Consider the following 16,429-nt stretch of genomic DNA (forward strand, 5'->3'; position numbering starts at 1 on the left):
TGCGTCATGCGATGGCGAGAGGGCCTGGCCGTCGTCGGCCAGGCCCTCTCGGCTCGCCCGTCCATGGACGGAGGTCGACGGCGGCGGACCGTCGTGCAGGGGCGGCGCCTTCGTCATCCACAGATCTGCCGTACTCGCCCCGCGACGGGGTGACGACCGGCACGCTGGGCCGATGGACGAGACGACGGGCAGCTTCCCGACCAGCCACGACCCAGCAGCACGGCGCAGGCTCGGGGCCGGTCTGGTCCCGACCCGCCCCTCCGGTCGCTACACCGCGGACAGCAACGGGCCTCGGAGGGTTCCGCCTGCTGTGCCCTACGTCCGTCGACGCCGCGCGGAGCTGGCAGCGCGAGCACGCGCCGGTGAGCTCGTGCGGGTACGGCGCGGCGTCTACCTCCCCTCGGCGCACTCCGCGCCGTCGGAGCGCGAGGAGTGGCTGCTCGGCGAGGTGCGCGGACTGGTCGACCGGCTCGTGACGCCGTTCTGGGTGAGCCACGACACCGCGGCTCTGCTCTGGGGCTGCTGGACCTGGCGGCTCCCGCCGTTCGCGCACCTGACCCAGCTCGGCCACCCGAACGTGACGAGGGAACGGGACGCAGCCGTGCGTCGGCACTGGACCGATCTACCGGTCCGTGACCGCGCGGTCCTCGACGGCGTCCCTGTCACCAGCCTCGAGCGCACCTTGGTCGACTGTGCGCGGTCGCTGCCGCTCGAGCGCAGCCTCGTCGTGGTGGACTCCGCGTTGCGCCTGGGTGCGGACCGGGACGTGGTCGACTCGATCGTCGAGGAGTCGCGCGGCAAGCGCGGCGTCGTACGGGCGCGGCGCGCTCTCGAGCTCGCGGACTCGAGGTCGGAGTCCCCGGGCGAGACGCTCGTGCGGCTCGCGGCCGTGCTCGGCGGTCTGCCCGCGCCTCGCCCGCAGGTACCGGTCCTGACGTCGCGCGGGACGTACGTCGTCGACCTGGCCTGGCTCGACGCCCGGCTGGTGATCGAGTTCGACGGGGCGGTGAAGTACTCCGGCGGGGAGTACGGGGACCCGGCAGAGGTCCGGCGCGCACAGGACGTCCGCGAGGCGGCGCTCGTGGCAGCGGGCTGGACGGTCGTGCGCTTCACCTGGGAGGACCTGGGCGACCCGGTGGCGGTCGGCTGTCGTCTCGCGGAGTCGCGTCGCCTCGCGCTCCGACGCCGCGCAGACAGCTCGCGACCTTCCTCGCCGAGGTAGAGCCCTGGTCCGTCGTGGGAGAGGAGTGGTCGTGAACCTGGCCTCTACTCCGGCGTACCTGGCCTCTATCTCGGACTACCTGGCCTCTATCTCGCGGGCGGGGGTGGGGCGAGGAGGTCGAGGTAGCGCGAGCGCGCGCGCAGCACGTCGGCGAGCTGGGTCTCGATGCCGTCCACGAACTCCTCCCGGTACACGGCGTCGACCTGCACGGAGATCGCGTAGTAGAGGCCGGTGAAGGTCGCGATCGCGACGGAGACGCGCAGCAGGGTCTGCGTCACGACGAGGTCCGCGCCGCCGACGCCACCCCCGCCGACGAGCGAGAGCGTGCGCTGCCAGGTGCCGCCGTCGACGTCCCACAGCGCCATGACCTCGGGGGTCACCGTGAGCGTGCCGAGCGCCATGAAGAACACGCCCATGCCGAGGCTCACGACGAGGACCTGGAGGAGCTGGCTCGTCGCGATCATCGTCGCGAGGTTCGCCGTCTGGCCGCGGCTGAAGCGCGCCGCGCGCTCGTGCCCGGGGTGGCGGGCGGCGGTCTCCGCGAGCGCCTCGCGCGCCTCCGCGGGCGAGCGCAGCCCGACGAACAGCACGACGAGCAGCGCGAAGAACGCGCCGAGCACGAGGTCGGCGACGCCGTGCGTGCGGTCGAACACCTGCCACACCTCGGCGTTGTAGAAGAGCACGAGGGAGAACACGAGCAGCAGCGGCAGCAGGCGCACGAGCCGCAGCAGGGCGGCGCCGAGCTCGTCGGTGACGCGCGCGAGCCCCCACCACAGCGACGACAGCACGCCGTACCCGACGACGACCCGCACGACCCCGAGCAGCACGAGGTTGCCGACGACGGTGAGCAGGGCGTCGCCCCACTGCCCGCCGAACACGACCGGCAGGAGGGCGGGCACGAGCACGAAGAACGCGAGCTCAGGGACGCCGACGGACTGGGGGAGCGTGGACCACGGCCGACCGCGCACCACGTTGAGCCCCGCGTACGCGGCCGCGACGAGGGCCGCTGCGCCGAGGAGCGCGAGCGCGTTCGCCCACGCGGGCCAGCCCGAGCGCACCGCGCCGGAGAGCTCGGCGAGCAGCACGACGAGCAGGAACGGCGCCGACCGCCCGAACACGTCGCGGTCGAGCGAGTGCCCCTCGACGAGCAGCGGGAGACCGTTGCGGCGGAACAGGCGCTCGCACGCGGGGACGTCGAGGTGGTCGACCGCCGCGGGGGCGCCGGGCGCGGGGGCCGGGGACGCGTCGTCGGGCACGGTCATGGTCGCCGACCCTACCTGGGTCAGCCCAGGTCGGCGGCGACCGCGCGGCCCGCGACACGGCCGGAGTAGAGGCACCCGCCGAGGAACGTCCCCTCGAGCGCGCGGTGGCCGTGCACGCCGCCCCCGCCGAACCCGGCCGCCTCGCCCGCGGCCCAGAGCCCGGGCAGCACGGACCCGTCCGCGCGCAGGACCCGCGCGGAGGTGTCCGTCCACAGGCCGCCGAGCGTCTTGCGCGTCAGCACGGAGAGGCGGACGGCGAGCAGCGGCCCGTCCTTCGGCGTCGTCAGGGGTCGTGGCGGCGACACGCGGATGAGCCGGTCGACGCGGTAGCGGCGCGCCATCGCCGTCGCGACGACCTGCGGGTCCTTGCCCAGCCCCGTGCGGACCTGCTCGTCGCGCAGGCGGACGACGCGCGCCAGGGCCGCCGGGTCGACGTGCCCGCGCGAGCCCGGCGTCGCCTCGACGAGCGCGTTCATCCGGGCGGCGAGCTCCTCGGGGGTGTCCGCCCACACGAACTCCGGCGACTGCTCGGCGAACCGTGCGACCGGCCCGACGGCGCCGGGCAGCACCCGCTGGGCGAGGAGCCGCACGTCCTTGCCCGTGAGGTCGGGGTTCTGCTCCGATCCGGACAGCGCGAACTCCGACTCCATGATCGCCTTGTTGAGCACGAACCAGGAGTGGTCGTCGCCGCGCTCGGTGACGTGCTGGAGCGCGCCGAGGGCGTCGAAGCCGGGGAACAGCGGGGCGGGCAGCCGGTTGCCGTCGGCGTCGAGCCACAGCGAGCTCGGCCCGGGGAGGATGCGGATCCCGTGGTCCGTCCACACGGGCGAGTGGTTCGCGATCCCCTCCGGGTAGTGCCACATGCGGTCCTCGTGCACGAGGGCCGCGCCCGCGTCGGCGGCGACGCCGATCATGAGCCCGTCGGTCGAGTCGGGGACGCCGGACAGCATGCGGGCGGGGAGCCGGCCCGCCGTCTGCGGCCAGCGGGAGCGCACGAGCTCGTGGTTCGCGCCGATGCCTCCCGAGGTCACGACGACGGCGCTCGCCGCGATCTCGACCTCCCCGACGACGTCGCGCGACGACGGCACCCCGCGCCCGGCGTCCGACGGCGCGAGCACCTCCGCACGCACGCCCGTCACCGCGCCGTCGGTCACGACGAGCGACGTGACCCGGTGCCGGAACCGGACGTCGAGCAGGCCCGCGGCGCGCGCGTCCAGGGCGGCGCGGACGAACGGCTCGAGGATGCCCGGGCCGGTGCCCCACGTGACGTGGAAGCGGGGCACGGAGTTGCCGTGCGCGCCGGCGGCGTACCCGTCGGCGCCCGATCGCACCGGGTACCCGCCGCGCTCCGCCCACTGCACGAGCGGGAACCACCGCACGCCCTTGTCGTGCAGCCAGCCGCGCATCTCCCCGGCGGCGAAGTCGACGAAGCCCTGCGCCCACGCGTAGCCGTGGCGGTCGGGTCCCTCGCCGCGGTCCGCGCCGGGCGCGAACTGCGCGGACCCGAGCCAGTCGTCGAACGCGAGCTCGGCGGAGTCCGTGACGCCCATGCGCCGCTGCTCGGGCGAGCCGACGAGGAAGAGACCGCCGAACGACCACCACGCCTGGCCGCCCAGGCTCGCCGCCGGCTCCTGGTCGAGCAGGACGACCCGGCGACCCGCGGCCGTGAGCTCGGTCGCCGCGACGAGACCGGAGAGCCCGGCCCCCACGACGACGACCTCGGGGTCCTCGATCGTGGGCGGGGTGGGGGAGGAGTCGACCGCGCTGTCACTCATGCGGGAAGAGTAGAGCACGTGTCCAGACCTCGGCGGGCAGGGGCGACCACGGCTCTACCTCGGCGACCTCGGCTCTACCTCGCGAGACCTCGGCTCTACCTCTGCGGGGTGTGGGAGACGTACACGCGCAGGCTCAGCGCCTCGAGCCCGACGACGTCGCCCGGGCGGGCGGCGCTCTCGCCCGGGACGCGGTCCGGGTCGTCCGGGTGCTCCCAGTCGGAGTCCCACACGAGCTCCCAGCGCTCGGGCTCGCCGCCTGCGGCGGCCCGCAGCCCGGGGAGGGTCACGTCGACCGGGTCGAGCGCCCCGGTGAGCACGACGAGCACGTCGGCGTCGCCCGGTTCCGGGGCGGTGCGCAGCATCTGGAGCGTCCGGACGCCCGGGTCGTGCCACGCCCCGTGGTCGAGCGGTTCGCCGTCGGCGTCGAACCACGCCAGGTCGGGCACCGTCGTCGGGCGGGGGCTTTGGCCGCTGTCGGCCCCCGTGCCGCTGTCCCCACCGGCCCCCGTGCCGGCTGCCGCGCCGGCCCTCGCACCGGACACGGCGCCGGTAAGGCCGTCCGGCGCCGCCGGGCGCGGGCGGCCGGTGAAGAACGCGTCGGGGCGCAGCGCGGGGTGCTCGCGCCGCAGCGCGAGGAGGTGGCGCGCGGTGGCGAGCAGGTCCTTGCGCCACGGGGACAGGTCCCACGACACCCACGACGTCTCGTCGTCCTGCACGTAGGCGTTGTTGTTGCCGCGCTGGGTGCGGCCCATCTCGTCGCCCGCGGTGATCATCGGGGTGCCCGCGGCGAGCACGAGCGTCGCGAGGAGGTTGCGGATCGAGCGGCGCCGCAGCGGGGCGATCTCGACGCCGAGCCCGTCGAGCACGCCGCCCGCGGTGGCGTCCGGGGTGACGGGGCCCTCGAGCCCGTGGTTCCAGGACCGGTTGTCGTCCGTGCCGTCGCGGTTGTTCTCGCCGTTCGCGAGGTTGTGCTTGTGGTCGTAGGCGACCAGGTCGGCGAGCGTGAAGCCGTCGTGCGCGGTCACGTAGCTCACCGACGCGACCGGCCCGCGCACGAGCGGCGGGTCCGAGTGGCCGAACAGGTCGGCCGACCCCGCGAGCCGCGTCGCGAGGTCGCGCACGCCGTGCCCCGGGCGCCCGTGCGACGCCTCGCGCGCGTCCGCGAGCCAGAACTGGCGGGCCGCGTCGCGGAACCGGTCGTTCCACTCGGCGAGCGGCGGCGGGAACTGGCCGGTGCGCCAGCCACCGGGGCCCACGTCCCACGGCTCGGCGACGAGCTTGAGCCCGCACAGCACCGGGTCGGTCTGGAGCGCGACGAGGAACGGGTGGTCCGGGTCGAACCCGGTCGCGCCGCGGCCCAGCGTCACCGCGAGGTCGAACCGGAAGCCGTCGACCCCGACGACCTCGGCCCAGTACCGCAGCGAGTCGAGCGCGGCCCGCACGACCGCGGGGCGCCGGTAGTCGAGCGAGTTGCCCGTCCCGGTGACGTCCGCGAGGCGCGCGGGCGTGCCGCCGTCGTGCAGGTAGTACCCGGCGTTGTCGAGGCCGCGCCACGACAGGTGGTACCCGTCGGCGCCGCCCTCGCACGTGTGGTTGTGCACGACGTCGAGCAGGACCTCGATCCCCGCCTCGTGCAGCAGGTGCACCATGCCGCGCACCTCGTCGAGGACGGCGGCCGGCCCGGCGTCCTGCGCGGCGCGTGTCGCGTACCCGGCGTGGGGCGCGAAGAACCCGAGCGTCGAGTAGCCCCAGTAGTTCGTGCGGCCGCTCGCGAGCAGGTGCGGCTCCGGCACGTTCGCGTGCACGGGGAGCAGCTCGACGGTGGTCACGCCGAGGCTCCGCAGGTGCTCGATCGTCACCGGGTGCGCGACGCCCGCGTACGTGCCGCGCAGGTGCTCGGGCAGCGCCTCCAGGCGCTGCGTGAGGCCGCGCACGTGCGCCTCGTAGACCACCGTGTCGCGCCACGGGACGCGGGGGCGGGCAGCGAGCGTCCCGGTCGGCTCGGCGACCACGACCGAGTGCGGGACGAACGGCAGCGAGTCGCGCGGGTCGGGCGGGCCGTACGGGTCGTCGCCGACCTGGCCGCGGATCGCCGGGTCGTCGACGAGCTCGCCCACGAGGCCCCGCGCGTACGGGTCGACGAGCAGCTTCGCGGGGTTGTGGCGCAGCCCGGCTGCGGGCTCCCACGGGCCGTGGACGCGGAAGCCGTAGCGCTGGCCGGGGCCGACGCCCGGGACGTGCGTGTGCCAGACGCCGTAGGCCGGCCCGGCGAGCGGGACCCGGCGCTCGCGGTAGCGCGCCGGGTCGTGCGCGGGCAGCGCCGGGTCGACGACGTCCACGAGGCACAGCTCGACGGCGGTCGCGTGCGACGCGAGCACGGCGACGTCGACGCCGTCCCCGGCGGGGCGAACCCCGAGGGGCGGGACGAGGGCGTGCCGGTCGACGCTCCCAAGCGTGGTCGGCGGGGCGGGTCTCGGGTCGGGCGACGGCTCGTGCACCCGTCCATTGTGGCGGGTGTCACCGGCTCCTCCGGTCGCCCGCCGGTAGGCTTCGGCGGAGCGGGCCGGGTACCTCTCCGGCCGACCGCCCAGCGCACAGGGAGAGCAGCCGATGCGGATCGTCGTCGCCGTGAAGTACGTCCCGGACATCCACGCCGACCGGGGCTTCGAGGACGGCCGCGTGGTGCGCCGGGCCGACGAGGGCACGCTCAACGAGCTCGACGAGAACGCGGTCGAGGCCGCGCTGCGCCTCAAGGAGGCGCTGCCGGAGGCGGAGCGCCAGACCAGCGAGGTGGTCGTGCTCACCGTCGCGGGGCCGGACGCCGACGGCGCCGTGCGCCGCTCCTTCCAGCTCGGCGCGGACCGCGGCGTGCGCGTGAGCGACGACGCGATCGCGGGCTCCGACTACTTCGGCACCGCGCGCGTGCTCGCCGCCGCGGTGCGCCGGCTCGCGGACGAGGCCCCGGTGGACGTCGTCGTGACGGGCATGGCCGCGCTCGACGGCCTGGGCTCCGTCGTCCCGACGCTCCTGTCGGCCGAGCTCGGCCTGCCGCAGCTCACGCTGGCCGGGAAGCTCGAGGTCGAGGGCGAGCCGGGCGCGCGCACCGCGCGCGTCACGCGCGAGCTCGGCGGCGTCGAGGAGGTCCTCGAGGCGCCGCTGCCCGCCGTCGTGTCGGTCACCGACCACGCGAACGACCCGCGCATGCCCAACTTCAAGCTCATCATGGCGGCGCGCACGCGCCCCGTGGAGGCGTGGAGCCTCGCCGACCTCGGCGTCGACGCGGCGCTCGTCGGCGACGCCGGAGCCCGCACGCGCGTGCTCGACGCGTCGCCGCGGCCGCCGCGCCCCGACGCCGAGATCGTCGTCGACAAGGGCGAGGGCGGCCGCGCCCTCGCCGAGTTCCTCATCCGCAACGACCTGGTCTGAGAGGCGTCCGCACATGAGCACCCCCGGGGCCCGTACCGTCCTCGTCCTCCTCGACTCCGCGGCCACCGAGCTGCGGACGCCCGTGCTGGAGCTGATCACCCTCGGCCGCGCGCTGGGTCGCGTGGAGGCCGTCGCGCTCGAGGCGCCGAGCGTCGGCGTCCTCGCCCAGCTCGGCGCGCACGGCGTCGCGCTCGTGCGCCAGGCCGAGCCGTCGTCGGGCGGGGAGGTCGTCACCGGCGACGCGCTGCACCTGACGCCCGTCGTCGCCGAGGTCCTCGCCGCCGCCGCGCGCGCGTCGCACGCCGACGCCGTCCTGCTGACGTCGTCGTTCCCGAACAAGGAGGCCGCGGCGCGCCTCGCGTTCCTCACGGGCGCCGGCCTCGTCGTCGACGCCTCCGCGCTGCACGACGACGGCACCCACCTCGTGGCGGACAAGCGCGTCTTCGCGGGCTCGTGGGACGTGCGCAGCGAGATCCTCACCGACCCGGCGGTGCTGACGCTCCGCGCGAACTCGGTCGTGCCGCAGCCGGCGGACGCCGCCGTCGCGACCGAGGTCGAGGCGCTGCGCGTCGAGCTGACCCCGGCGGCGACCGCGGCGCGCGTCGTGTCCCGCACGGTCGACGCGTCCGCGGGCGCGGGGCGCCCCGCGCTCGGGGAGGCCGCGATCGTCGTGGCCGGGGGCCGCGGCACGAACGGCGACTTCGGCCCCGTGGTCGAGCTCGCCGACGCGCTCGGCGCCGCCGTGGGCGCGACGCGCGACGCCGTCTACGAGGGCTGGCACGACCAGTTCGTCGGGCAGACGGGCGTCACCGTGGCGCCGCGCCTGTACATCGGCGCGGGCATCTCGGGCGCTCCGCACCACCGCGGCGGCATGCAGGCCTCGCAGGTGATCGTCGCGGTGAACAACGACCCGGAGTGCCCGCTGTTCGAGATCTCGGACTTCGCGGTCGTCGGCGACCTCGCGGACGTGCTGCCGCAGGCGGCCGAGGTGCTGCGCGAGCACCGGGCGTCGAAGGGCTGAGCACCCGGCCGGCGCCGAGAGTTCACCCGGTGTCCTCCGGGCGGTGGCCGGCCGGTCATCGATCGTTCCTAGCGTCGGGCCGACTCCCCGGTGACGGGGAGGCCCCCCGACCCGTGGAGACGACCGATGACGATCACGCCTGCCCCTGAGCATCGCCCCCTGCTCTCCGTCGCGCCGCACGCGCGCGGCAAGCGCAGCCCCGTCACCTGCCGGCTGAAGTGCGCGGACGCGTGCTCGCACCCGGTCCCCAACGAGAGCGCGAACGAGACGTTCCGCGACGTGGTCGCGGGCGCGCTGTCGCGCCGCGCGCTGCTCGGCGGGCTCGCGGTGGGAGCCGCGGCCGTCGTGCTCGGCGCCCAGACCGTCGCCGCGCCGTCCGCCGCCGCCCAGGGCGTCGTGGCGCACGGCGGCCACGGCGGTGGCCGCCCGCAGAAGGGCCTCGCGTTCGGCGCGATCTCGCCCCAGCCCGCGACGCGCGACGCGCTCGTCGTCCCCGAGGGCTACCGGTGGCGCCCGGTGATCCGCTGGGGCGACCCGATCCTGCGCGGCGGGGCGCCGTTCGACGTCTCGCGCCAGACCCCGGAGCAGCAGGCGCGGCAGTTCGGCTACAACAACGACTACCTCGACATCCTGCCGTTCGAGCGCCAGCACGCCCTCGCCGGCGGCCGTGGCGCGGGCAAGGGGCCGGGCCGGGGGACGCGCGGGCTGCTCGTCGCGAACCACGAGTACACGAACCCCGCCATCATGTTCGACGCCTCGTACGACGCCCCGACGCGCCGGGCGATCGAGCGCGCGGCGCACGGCATGTCCGTCGTCGAGGTGCGTCGTCGTCGGACCGGGACGCCGTGGGACTACGTGGCCGACAGCCGGTACAACCGCCGCGTGCACCTGACGACCGAGTTCCGCCTCACCGGGCCCGTCGCGGGGTCGGACCTCGTCAAGACGGTCGCCGACCCGTCGGGGACGCGCGTGCTGGGCACGCTCAACAACTGCGCGGGCGGCACGACCCCGTGGGGCACCGTGCTCTCGGGCGAGGAAAACTACAACGGCTACTTCCGCACGTCGGGCACGGGCCACGACGCGCGCTACGGCCTGCGCGACGCCGCGACCGGGTACGGGTGGGAGCTCGACGACCCGCGGTTCGACGCCCGCAACCCCGGGTACGAGAACGAGCCGAACCGGTTCGGCTGGATCGTCGAGATCGACCCGTACGCGCCCGACGAGCCGCCGGTGAAGCACACCGCGCTCGGCCGGTTCAAGCACGAGGGCGCCAACGTGATCCTCTCGCGCCGGGGGAACGCGGTCGCGTACATGGGCGACGACGAGCGCTTCGACTACGTGTACAAGTTCGTCTCGTCGCGCACGATGCGTCCGGGGAACAGCGAGGGCGCGCGCCGCCACAACAAGACTCTGCTCACCGAGGGCTCGCTGTACGTCGCGCGGTTCCGCGGCGACTCGCCGGCGTCCGAGATCGACGGGTCGGGCGCGGTGCCGTCCGACGGCGCGTTCGACGGCTGGGGCGAGTGGGTCCCGCTCGTCGTCGACGGGCGCAGCGAGGTCGAGGGCATGAGCCTCGAGGAGGTGCTCGTCTACACGCGCGTCGCGGCCGACAAGGTCGGGGCGACGAAGATGGACCGCCCCGAGGACGTCGAGCCCAACCCGGTCACGGGTCGCGTCTACGTCGCGTGCACCAACAACACCGCGCGCGGGCCGGCGGCGGCCGAGGCCGCGACCGAGCCGAACCCGCGCAACACGAACCGTGACGGGCACGTCGTGGAGATCGTCGAGGACCGCGACGACGCCGCGTCGCTGACCTTCCGCTGGAACCTGCTGCTCGTCGCGGGCGACCCCGCGACGAACACCTCCACCTACTTCTCGGGCTACCCGAAGGACAAGGTCTCCCCGATCTCGTGCCCGGACAACCTCGCGTTCGACGCCGAGGGCGACCTGTGGATCTCGACCGACGGCCAGCCGAGCACGATCCAGAAGTGCGACGGCCTGTTCAAGGTCACGCTCGACGGCCGCGAGCGCGGGCGGGTCGAGCAGTTCCTCTCGGTGCCGCGCGGCGCCGAGACGTGCGGGCCCGTCGTGGACTCGGCGGACCGCATGGTCTACGTCGCGGTGCAGCACCCCGGCGAGGACGGGACGTTCGACGCGCAGGTGTCGCACTTCCCGGACTACCTCACGCCGGGCGCCCCGGTGCCGCCGGGAGCCTTCGCCGGGCCGCGGCCCGCGGTCGTGCAGGTCTGGCAGGACTGACGCCCGGGCCCTGACGCCACGACGGCCCCGGCGCCACGACGGCGCCGGGGCCCGCCCGCGCTCAGAGCCCGAGCTGCTCCAGCCACGCGACGGCCGCGACGCCCTGGGCGCGCTGGAACGGTCGCAGGCGGGGGATGGTCGGGATCGCGGGCTGCCGCGCGGAGTGCAGGAAGTACCCGGCGATCCCGGCGACGACGGCGCGCAGGTCCGTGGGGTGCACGTCCTGGCCGAGCGGGTGCGCGGCGAACGTCGCAGCCGCCCAGGCGCCCCCGCGCGCGCGTCGCGCCGGGTCGGCGCTCACCGTGACGGGCTCGCACACGTCCCGGACGCCCTGCATGACGACGCTCGGCAGGAGCATCGCGAGGTCGAGCCACGCGGCGCCGCGCGACGCGTACGGCCAGTCCACGAGGTACACCTTCTCCGGGGTCAGCAGCACGTTGTCGGCGCGCAGGTCGCCGTGCACGAACGACTCGCCCTCGCACGCGACGAGCGCCCCGCGCTCAGCCTCGGCGAGCGCGTCGAGGTGCTCCGCGGCCCAGGGCACGAGCGTGGCGAGTCCGGCGTCGGGGTGCGCGCGCAGAGCCCGCCAGCCGGTCGCCATGTCGGCGAAGTCGGGGCCGGTCGGCGGCAGGCGCATCGCCCGGGCGCCGGGCACGGACGCGACGCGGACGAGCGCCGCGAGCACGCGGTCGAGCTCGTGCGGGTCCCACGGCGTGCCGGGCGAGCGCCCGTCGACCGCCTCGTACGCGAGCGCGACCCAGTCGCCGTCGCCGTGGCCCCACGCGAAGCGCGGCGCCGGGACCGCGCGGGGCAGCCGCGTCGCGACCTTCGCCTCGGCGCGGTGCAGGTCGGCGGCCACGGGCTCGTCGGCGGTCCGAGCGGCCTTGACGAAGAGGCGGCTGCCGTCGTCGAGCGTGAGGACGGACGCGAGCCCCGGGCTGAACCCCGCCGGGACCGACCGCTCGTGCACGACCCTGCCCCCGGCGACCGCCTCCAGCTCGTCGCGCAGCGCGAGCGGCAGGTCGGCCCAGCGCAGGCGTCGGCCGCCCGAGGCGACCGGGACGTCCCCGGCGGCCTCGACGGCGGGCGGCGCGACGTCGTCGGGCATCGAGAGGCCACTTCCCCTGTCGGTGGCTGGACGGTCCCGCCCGCGGCACGTTCCCGTCCCGCGGCGACGTGTGGCGCGCGACGGCGGTCCTGCGACCAGGGCGAGCACCCGGCGACGGCCGGGCGTAGATGCCCACAACCTAGCGGTTTCCGCCGGGATGTCCAGCGCCGCCCACCCCTCGGACCGCGAGTGTCGCCCCGCGGTTCGTAGACTGGGTGACCGTGACCCCTGCTCCCGGCCCCGTGACCGGCGCCTGCCCCGGCGCGCACGGCGGGCCGACCCCCGTCCCCGTGACGGCGTACCTCGACCACGCCGCCACGACGCCGCTGTCCCCGGCGGCGCGCGACGCGTTCGTCGACGAGCTGACCCGCACGGGCAACCCGTCGTCGCTGCACGCCGCGGGGCGCGCCGCGCGGCGCACGGTCGAGGAGGCGCGCGAGTCGGTCGCCGCCGCGCTCGGCGCGCGACCGAGCGAGGTCGTCTTCACGGCGGGAGGCACGGAGGCCGACAACCTCGCGGTCAAGGGCCTGTTCTGGGGCCGCCGCACGACCGACCCGCGCCGGCGGCGCATCGTCGTGTCCGCCGTCGAGCACCACGCGGTGCTCGACCCCGCGTTCTGGATGGCGGAGCACGCGGGCGCCGAGATCGTCCTGCTGCCCGTGGACGCCGAGGGGCGCGTGGACCTCGCCGCCCTGCGCGCCGAGATCGCGGAGCGCGCGGACGAGATCGCCCTGATCTCCGTCATGTGGGCCAACAACGAGGTGGGGACGTTGCAGCCCGTGCCGGAGGTCGTGCAGCTCGCGCGCCCGCACGGCATCCCGGTGCACTCCGACGCCGTGCAGGCCGTCGGGCAGGTGCCGGTCGACTTCGCCGCGATCGGTCTCGACGCGATGACCGTCTCCGGGCACAAGCTCGGCGGCCCGGTCGGCGTCGGCGCGCTCGTCGCCCGGCGCGACGCCCCGCTCACGCCCGTGCTGCACGGCGGCGGCCAGGAGCGCGGCGTGCGCTCGGGGACGCTCGACGCCCCCGCGATCCGCGCGTTCGGCGTCGCGGTCACCGAGGCGGTCGCGCACCGGGCCGAGCGGGCCGCGCACCTCGCCGCGCTGCGCGACGAGCTCGTCGCGGGCGTGCGCGAGCGCGTCCCGGACGCCGTGCTCAGCGGACCCGAGCCCGGCGCGCACGACGACGTCGACCGCCTTCCCGGCAACGCGCACTTCACCTTCCCCGGGGCCGAGGGCGACTCCCTGCTCTACCTGCTCGACTCCGCGGGCGTGCAGGCCTCGACCGGCTCGGCGTGCCAGGCCGGCGTGCCGCAGCCGTCGCACGTCCTGCTCGCCATGGGCGTCCCCGAGGCGGACGCGCGGGGTGCGCTCCGCTTCTCGCTCGGCGTGACGTCGACGCGCGACGACGTCGCGCGCCTCCTCGACGCCCTGCCCCGAGCCGTCGAGCGCGCCCGCGCCGCGGGCCTCGCGTCGAGCCCGGCGCGCACGCGCGTCACGAGCCGCCCGGGAGGCGCCGCGTGAGGGTCCTGGCCGCCATGTCGGGCGGCGTCGACTCGGCCGTCGCCGCGGCGCTCGCGGTCGAGGCCGGGCACGAGGTGGTCGGCGTGCACATGGCGCTCTCGCGCGACCGGGACCAGTTCCGCACCGGCTCGCGCGGGTGCTGCTCGATCGAGGACGCGGGGGACGCGCGCCGCGCGGCCGACGTGCTCGGCATCCCGTACTACGTGTGGGACCTCTCCGAGCGGTTCGAGGACACGGTGGTCGCCGACTTCCTCGCCGAGTACGAGGCCGGGCGCACGCCCAACCCGTGCGTGCGCTGCAACGAGCACATCAAGTTCGAGGCGCTGCTCGACAAGGCGACCGCGCTCGGGTTCGACGCCGTCGCGACGGGCCACTACGCGCGCGTCGAGACGCGCGAGGTCCCCGACGCGTCCGCGCCGGACGGGGTGCGCACGGTGCGCGAGCTGCACCGCTCCCCGAACACGGCGAAGGACCAGTCCTACGTCCTCGCGGTCATGGGTCCCGAGCGGCTCGCGCGGGCGGTCTTCCCGCTCGGCGGCTTCGCGTCCAAGGACGAGGTCCGCGCCGAGGCGGCGCGGCGCGGCCTGTCGGTCTCCGCGAAGCCCGACTCCTACGACATCTGCTTCGTCGCCGACGGCGACACCCAGGGCTTCCTGCGCGCGCGCCTCGGCGCGCGGCCGGGCGAGATCGTCGACGCGGAGGGCACGGTGCTCGGCGAGCACGACGGCGCCTACGCGTACACGGTCGGGCAGCGCAAGGGGCTCGGGATCGACCGGCCCGCGCCCGACGGCCGCCCGCGCTACGTGCTCGACGTCCAGCCCGCGAGCAACCGGGTGGTCGTCGGCCCGGCCGAGCTGCTGAGCGTCGACCGGATCGAGGCGGGGTCCGCCGTCTGGTTCGACGACGCGCGCCCGCCCGCGGGCGAGGCGGCCGACGTCGAGGTGCAGGTGCGCGCGCACGGCGCGCCCGTCCCCGCGCGCGTGCGCGCCGTCCCCGGCGGGTCGATCGAGGTCGAGCTCGCGGGCACGCCGCTCCGGGGTGTCGCGGCCGGTCAGTCGCTCGTCGTCTACGCCGGCACGCGCGTGCTCGGGCAGGGCACGGTCGACCGGGCGTACCGGGCCGGCCGAGGCTCCGGCGCCCCGCGCGAGCCGGAGGCTCAGCCGACGCCGACGGCCGCCGGGTGAGCGAGCGCCCGCACGAGCGCCGACTCGTCGCGCACGCACCAGTGCTCGGCCGCGCGTCCCTCGGTGAAGCGGAGCACGTGCATCTCGCGGACGCGGAACCGGCGGCCCGTCGGCGCGACGCCGCGGAAGTAGCCGGTGTGCCGCGCGCTGAGCTCGACGTGCAGCGCCACGAGGTCGCCCTCCGCGACCGCGTGCAGCACCTCGACGCGCTGGTCCTCGAACGCGTCCGCGTACCAGTGCATGGTCGCGACGAGGCCCTCGTCGCCCCCGTCGCCGCCCGGTGCCGCGTCGTGGTTGCGGAAGCCCGGCGCGAGCAGCGCCGCGACGGCGTCGGCGTGGTTGCCCGGGATCGCGTGCGTGTGCACGGCGACGGCGGCGGCCTTGTTCTCGTGCGTGCCCATGGCGGGGTCCTTCCGCGGGACGGCCGTGCGGCCCCCGGACCCCGGCGGGGTCACGGCACGGCTCGGTGTTCCGGTGTGCTCCTGGAGAGAGGTGGACGGCTCGTGGTTCGTGACGAGGTGCGTGGCACGTGTGCACGCGAGGGCGCGGCGTGACGGCGGTGAGCGGCCTCGGGCCGTGGCCCGGGGGCGAGGGCGCGGACGTCCTGGAAGCACAGCTCACGGTGCTCGGCGACCTCGCCGCCGTGCCGTCGGGCGTGCGGGGGGTGCCGTTCCTCCTCCAGCTCCCGGGCCGCGGGCCCGGCGCCGACGCGACGGGGCGGACGGCGGCGCTGCTGCCCGGGCTGCCCGTCGAGCTCGGCCCCCACGGCTGGAAGCTCGCGGACCACGGCGGCGCGGACCTGCGCCGCGCGGAGGCGTACCTGCGCGAGGACGTGGAGGCGCTCACCATCGCGGGCGCCGGGTACGCGGGGCCGCTCGCCGTGACGGTCACCGGGCCGTGGACGCTCGCCGCCGAGGTGTACCTCGCGCGCGGCGACCGCGTGCTGTCCGACCGCGGCGCGGTGCGCGAGGTCGTCGAGGCGCTCGCCGCGGGCGTGGCCGAGCACGTCGCGCAGGTGCGCCGTCAGGTCCCGGGGGCGGACGTCGTCGTGCAGGTGGACGAGCCGCTGCTCGCGCAGGTGGGCGCGGGCGTGCTGCCCACGTTCTCGGGCTACTCGCGCCTGCGCGCCGTCCCCGGCCCGGACCTCGTGGACGGGCTGCGCCCGGTGCTCGACGCCGCGCGCGCCGCGTCCGCGTCGACGGTCGTCCACGTCGGCCCCGCCTGGGTGGGCGTCGCGCCGGTCGTCCTCGCGGGCGCCGACGCGGTCGGTCTGACGCTCGGCGCGTGGGACGAGCGGTCCTGGGAGACGGTCGCGCGCGCGGTCGAGCGCGGCGTGCGCCTCTGGGCCGCGCTGCCGCCCGCGAAGGTCTCGCAGTGCGCGGGGCCGGCGCTGGGCGAGCTCGCCGACCTCGTCAGCGTGCCGTGGCGCCGCATCGGGCTCGGGCTGCCCGCGCTCGACGACGTGACGCTCCTCGGCGCGCCGCGGTCCGGCGTCGGGGGTGACCTCGGTGGCGGGGTCGCCGGCACGCCCGACGAGCACCGTGCGCTGCTCGCGAACCTCGGCCGCGTCGCCGACGTCCTGGCCGAGCGCGCGCACGCCTGAGCGTCGCCCGGACACGCCCTGAGCGCTTTCCGCGCACGGCTCCGGG

12 protein-coding genes are annotated in these 16,429 nt (G+C 76.2%); 7 read left to right on the top strand and 5 right to left on the bottom strand.

Annotation, left to right across the window (positions count from 1 at the left end; all coding sequences use genetic code 11):
* Window positions 1–310: 310 nt before the first annotated feature.
* Window positions 311–1,222, top strand: coding sequence for a type IV toxin-antitoxin system AbiEi family antitoxin (locus BXA05_RS15995; RefSeq protein WP_076406024.1), 912 nt, complete (start codon window positions 311–313; stop codon window positions 1,220–1,222).
* A gap of 86 nt (window positions 1,223–1,308) precedes the next feature.
* On the opposite strand, the gene BXA05_RS16000 is transcribed toward BXA05_RS15995, so the two are convergent.
* The 3 genes from BXA05_RS16000 to glgX form a co-directional block, all read right to left on the bottom strand.
* Entirely contained in the window at window positions 1,309–2,484 is a 1,176-nt protein-coding gene (locus BXA05_RS16000; RefSeq protein ID WP_061269337.1) for a hypothetical protein, read from the bottom strand.
* Between the two features lie 20 nt (window positions 2,485–2,504).
* Window positions 2,505–4,259 carry an FAD-binding dehydrogenase gene (locus BXA05_RS16005; RefSeq protein ID WP_076406026.1) on the bottom strand — a complete coding sequence of 585 codons (1,755 nt, stop codon included), beginning with the start codon at window positions 4,257–4,259 and terminating at the stop codon, window positions 2,505–2,507.
* Between the two features lie 95 nt (window positions 4,260–4,354).
* Window positions 4,355–6,757 (bottom strand): glycogen debranching protein GlgX, encoded by a 2,403-nt coding sequence (glgX, locus tag BXA05_RS16010; protein ID WP_280174312.1) that lies wholly within the window; start codon window positions 6,755–6,757, stop codon window positions 4,355–4,357.
* A gap of 112 nt (window positions 6,758–6,869) precedes the next feature.
* On the opposite strand from glgX, the gene BXA05_RS16015 reads away from it, so the two are divergent.
* The 3 genes from BXA05_RS16015 (at window position 6,870) to BXA05_RS16025 (ending at window position 10,965) form a co-directional block, all read left to right on the top strand.
* On the top strand, window positions 6,870–7,685 hold the full coding sequence (locus tag BXA05_RS16015; protein WP_076406028.1) for an electron transfer flavoprotein subunit beta/FixA family protein: 816 nt from the start codon (window positions 6,870–6,872) through the stop codon (window positions 7,683–7,685).
* A gap of 13 nt (window positions 7,686–7,698) precedes the next feature.
* The gene (locus BXA05_RS16020; RefSeq protein ID WP_076406030.1) at window positions 7,699–8,706 is read left to right on the top strand and encodes an electron transfer flavoprotein subunit alpha/FixB family protein; all 1,008 of its coding nucleotides are present in this window, start codon (window positions 7,699–7,701) and stop codon (window positions 8,704–8,706) included.
* A 126-nt stretch (window positions 8,707–8,832) separates the two neighbouring features.
* Window positions 8,833–10,965, top strand: a complete 2,133-nt coding sequence (locus BXA05_RS16025; RefSeq protein ID WP_076406032.1) for a PhoX family protein — start codon at window positions 8,833–8,835, stop codon at window positions 10,963–10,965.
* A 61-nt stretch (window positions 10,966–11,026) separates the two neighbouring features.
* Here BXA05_RS16025 and BXA05_RS16030 read toward each other — a convergent pair whose 3' ends face one another.
* Window positions 11,027–12,073, bottom strand: a complete 1,047-nt coding sequence (locus tag BXA05_RS16030) for an aminoglycoside phosphotransferase family protein (protein WP_061268716.1) — start codon at window positions 12,071–12,073, stop codon at window positions 11,027–11,029.
* A 290-nt stretch (window positions 12,074–12,363) separates the two neighbouring features.
* On the opposite strand from BXA05_RS16030, the gene BXA05_RS16035 reads away from it, so the two are divergent.
* Together BXA05_RS16035 and mnmA are read left to right on the top strand one after the other, a co-directional pair.
* On the top strand, window positions 12,364–13,596 hold the full coding sequence (locus tag BXA05_RS16035; protein WP_076406123.1) for a cysteine desulfurase family protein: 1,233 nt from the start codon (window positions 12,364–12,366) through the stop codon (window positions 13,594–13,596).
* Window positions 13,593–14,780, top strand: coding sequence for a tRNA 2-thiouridine(34) synthase MnmA (gene mnmA / locus BXA05_RS16040; protein WP_076406034.1), 1,188 nt, complete (start codon window positions 13,593–13,595; stop codon window positions 14,778–14,780). Before BXA05_RS16035 ends, mnmA begins: the two co-directional genes overlap by 4 nt.
* On the opposite strand, the gene BXA05_RS16045 is transcribed toward mnmA, so the two are convergent.
* Window positions 14,753–15,181: an ester cyclase gene (locus BXA05_RS16045; protein ID WP_076406036.1), complete on the bottom strand. Its 429-nt coding sequence runs from the start codon at window positions 15,179–15,181 to the stop codon at window positions 14,753–14,755. The two genes, mnmA and BXA05_RS16045, sit on opposite strands and share 28 nt — an antisense overlap.
* Before the next feature lie 149 nt (window positions 15,182–15,330).
* On the opposite strand from BXA05_RS16045, the gene BXA05_RS16050 reads away from it, so the two are divergent.
* Window positions 15,331–16,383: a uroporphyrinogen decarboxylase/cobalamine-independent methonine synthase family protein gene (locus tag BXA05_RS16050; protein WP_076406038.1), complete on the top strand. Its 1,053-nt coding sequence runs from the start codon at window positions 15,331–15,333 to the stop codon at window positions 16,381–16,383.
* The last annotated feature ends 46 nt before the right edge of the window (window positions 16,384–16,429 follow it).

Source organism: Cellulosimicrobium funkei, from assembly GCF_900155925.1.
Taxonomy (GTDB): Bacteria; Actinomycetota; Actinomycetes; order Actinomycetales; family Cellulomonadaceae; genus Cellulosimicrobium; species Cellulosimicrobium funkei.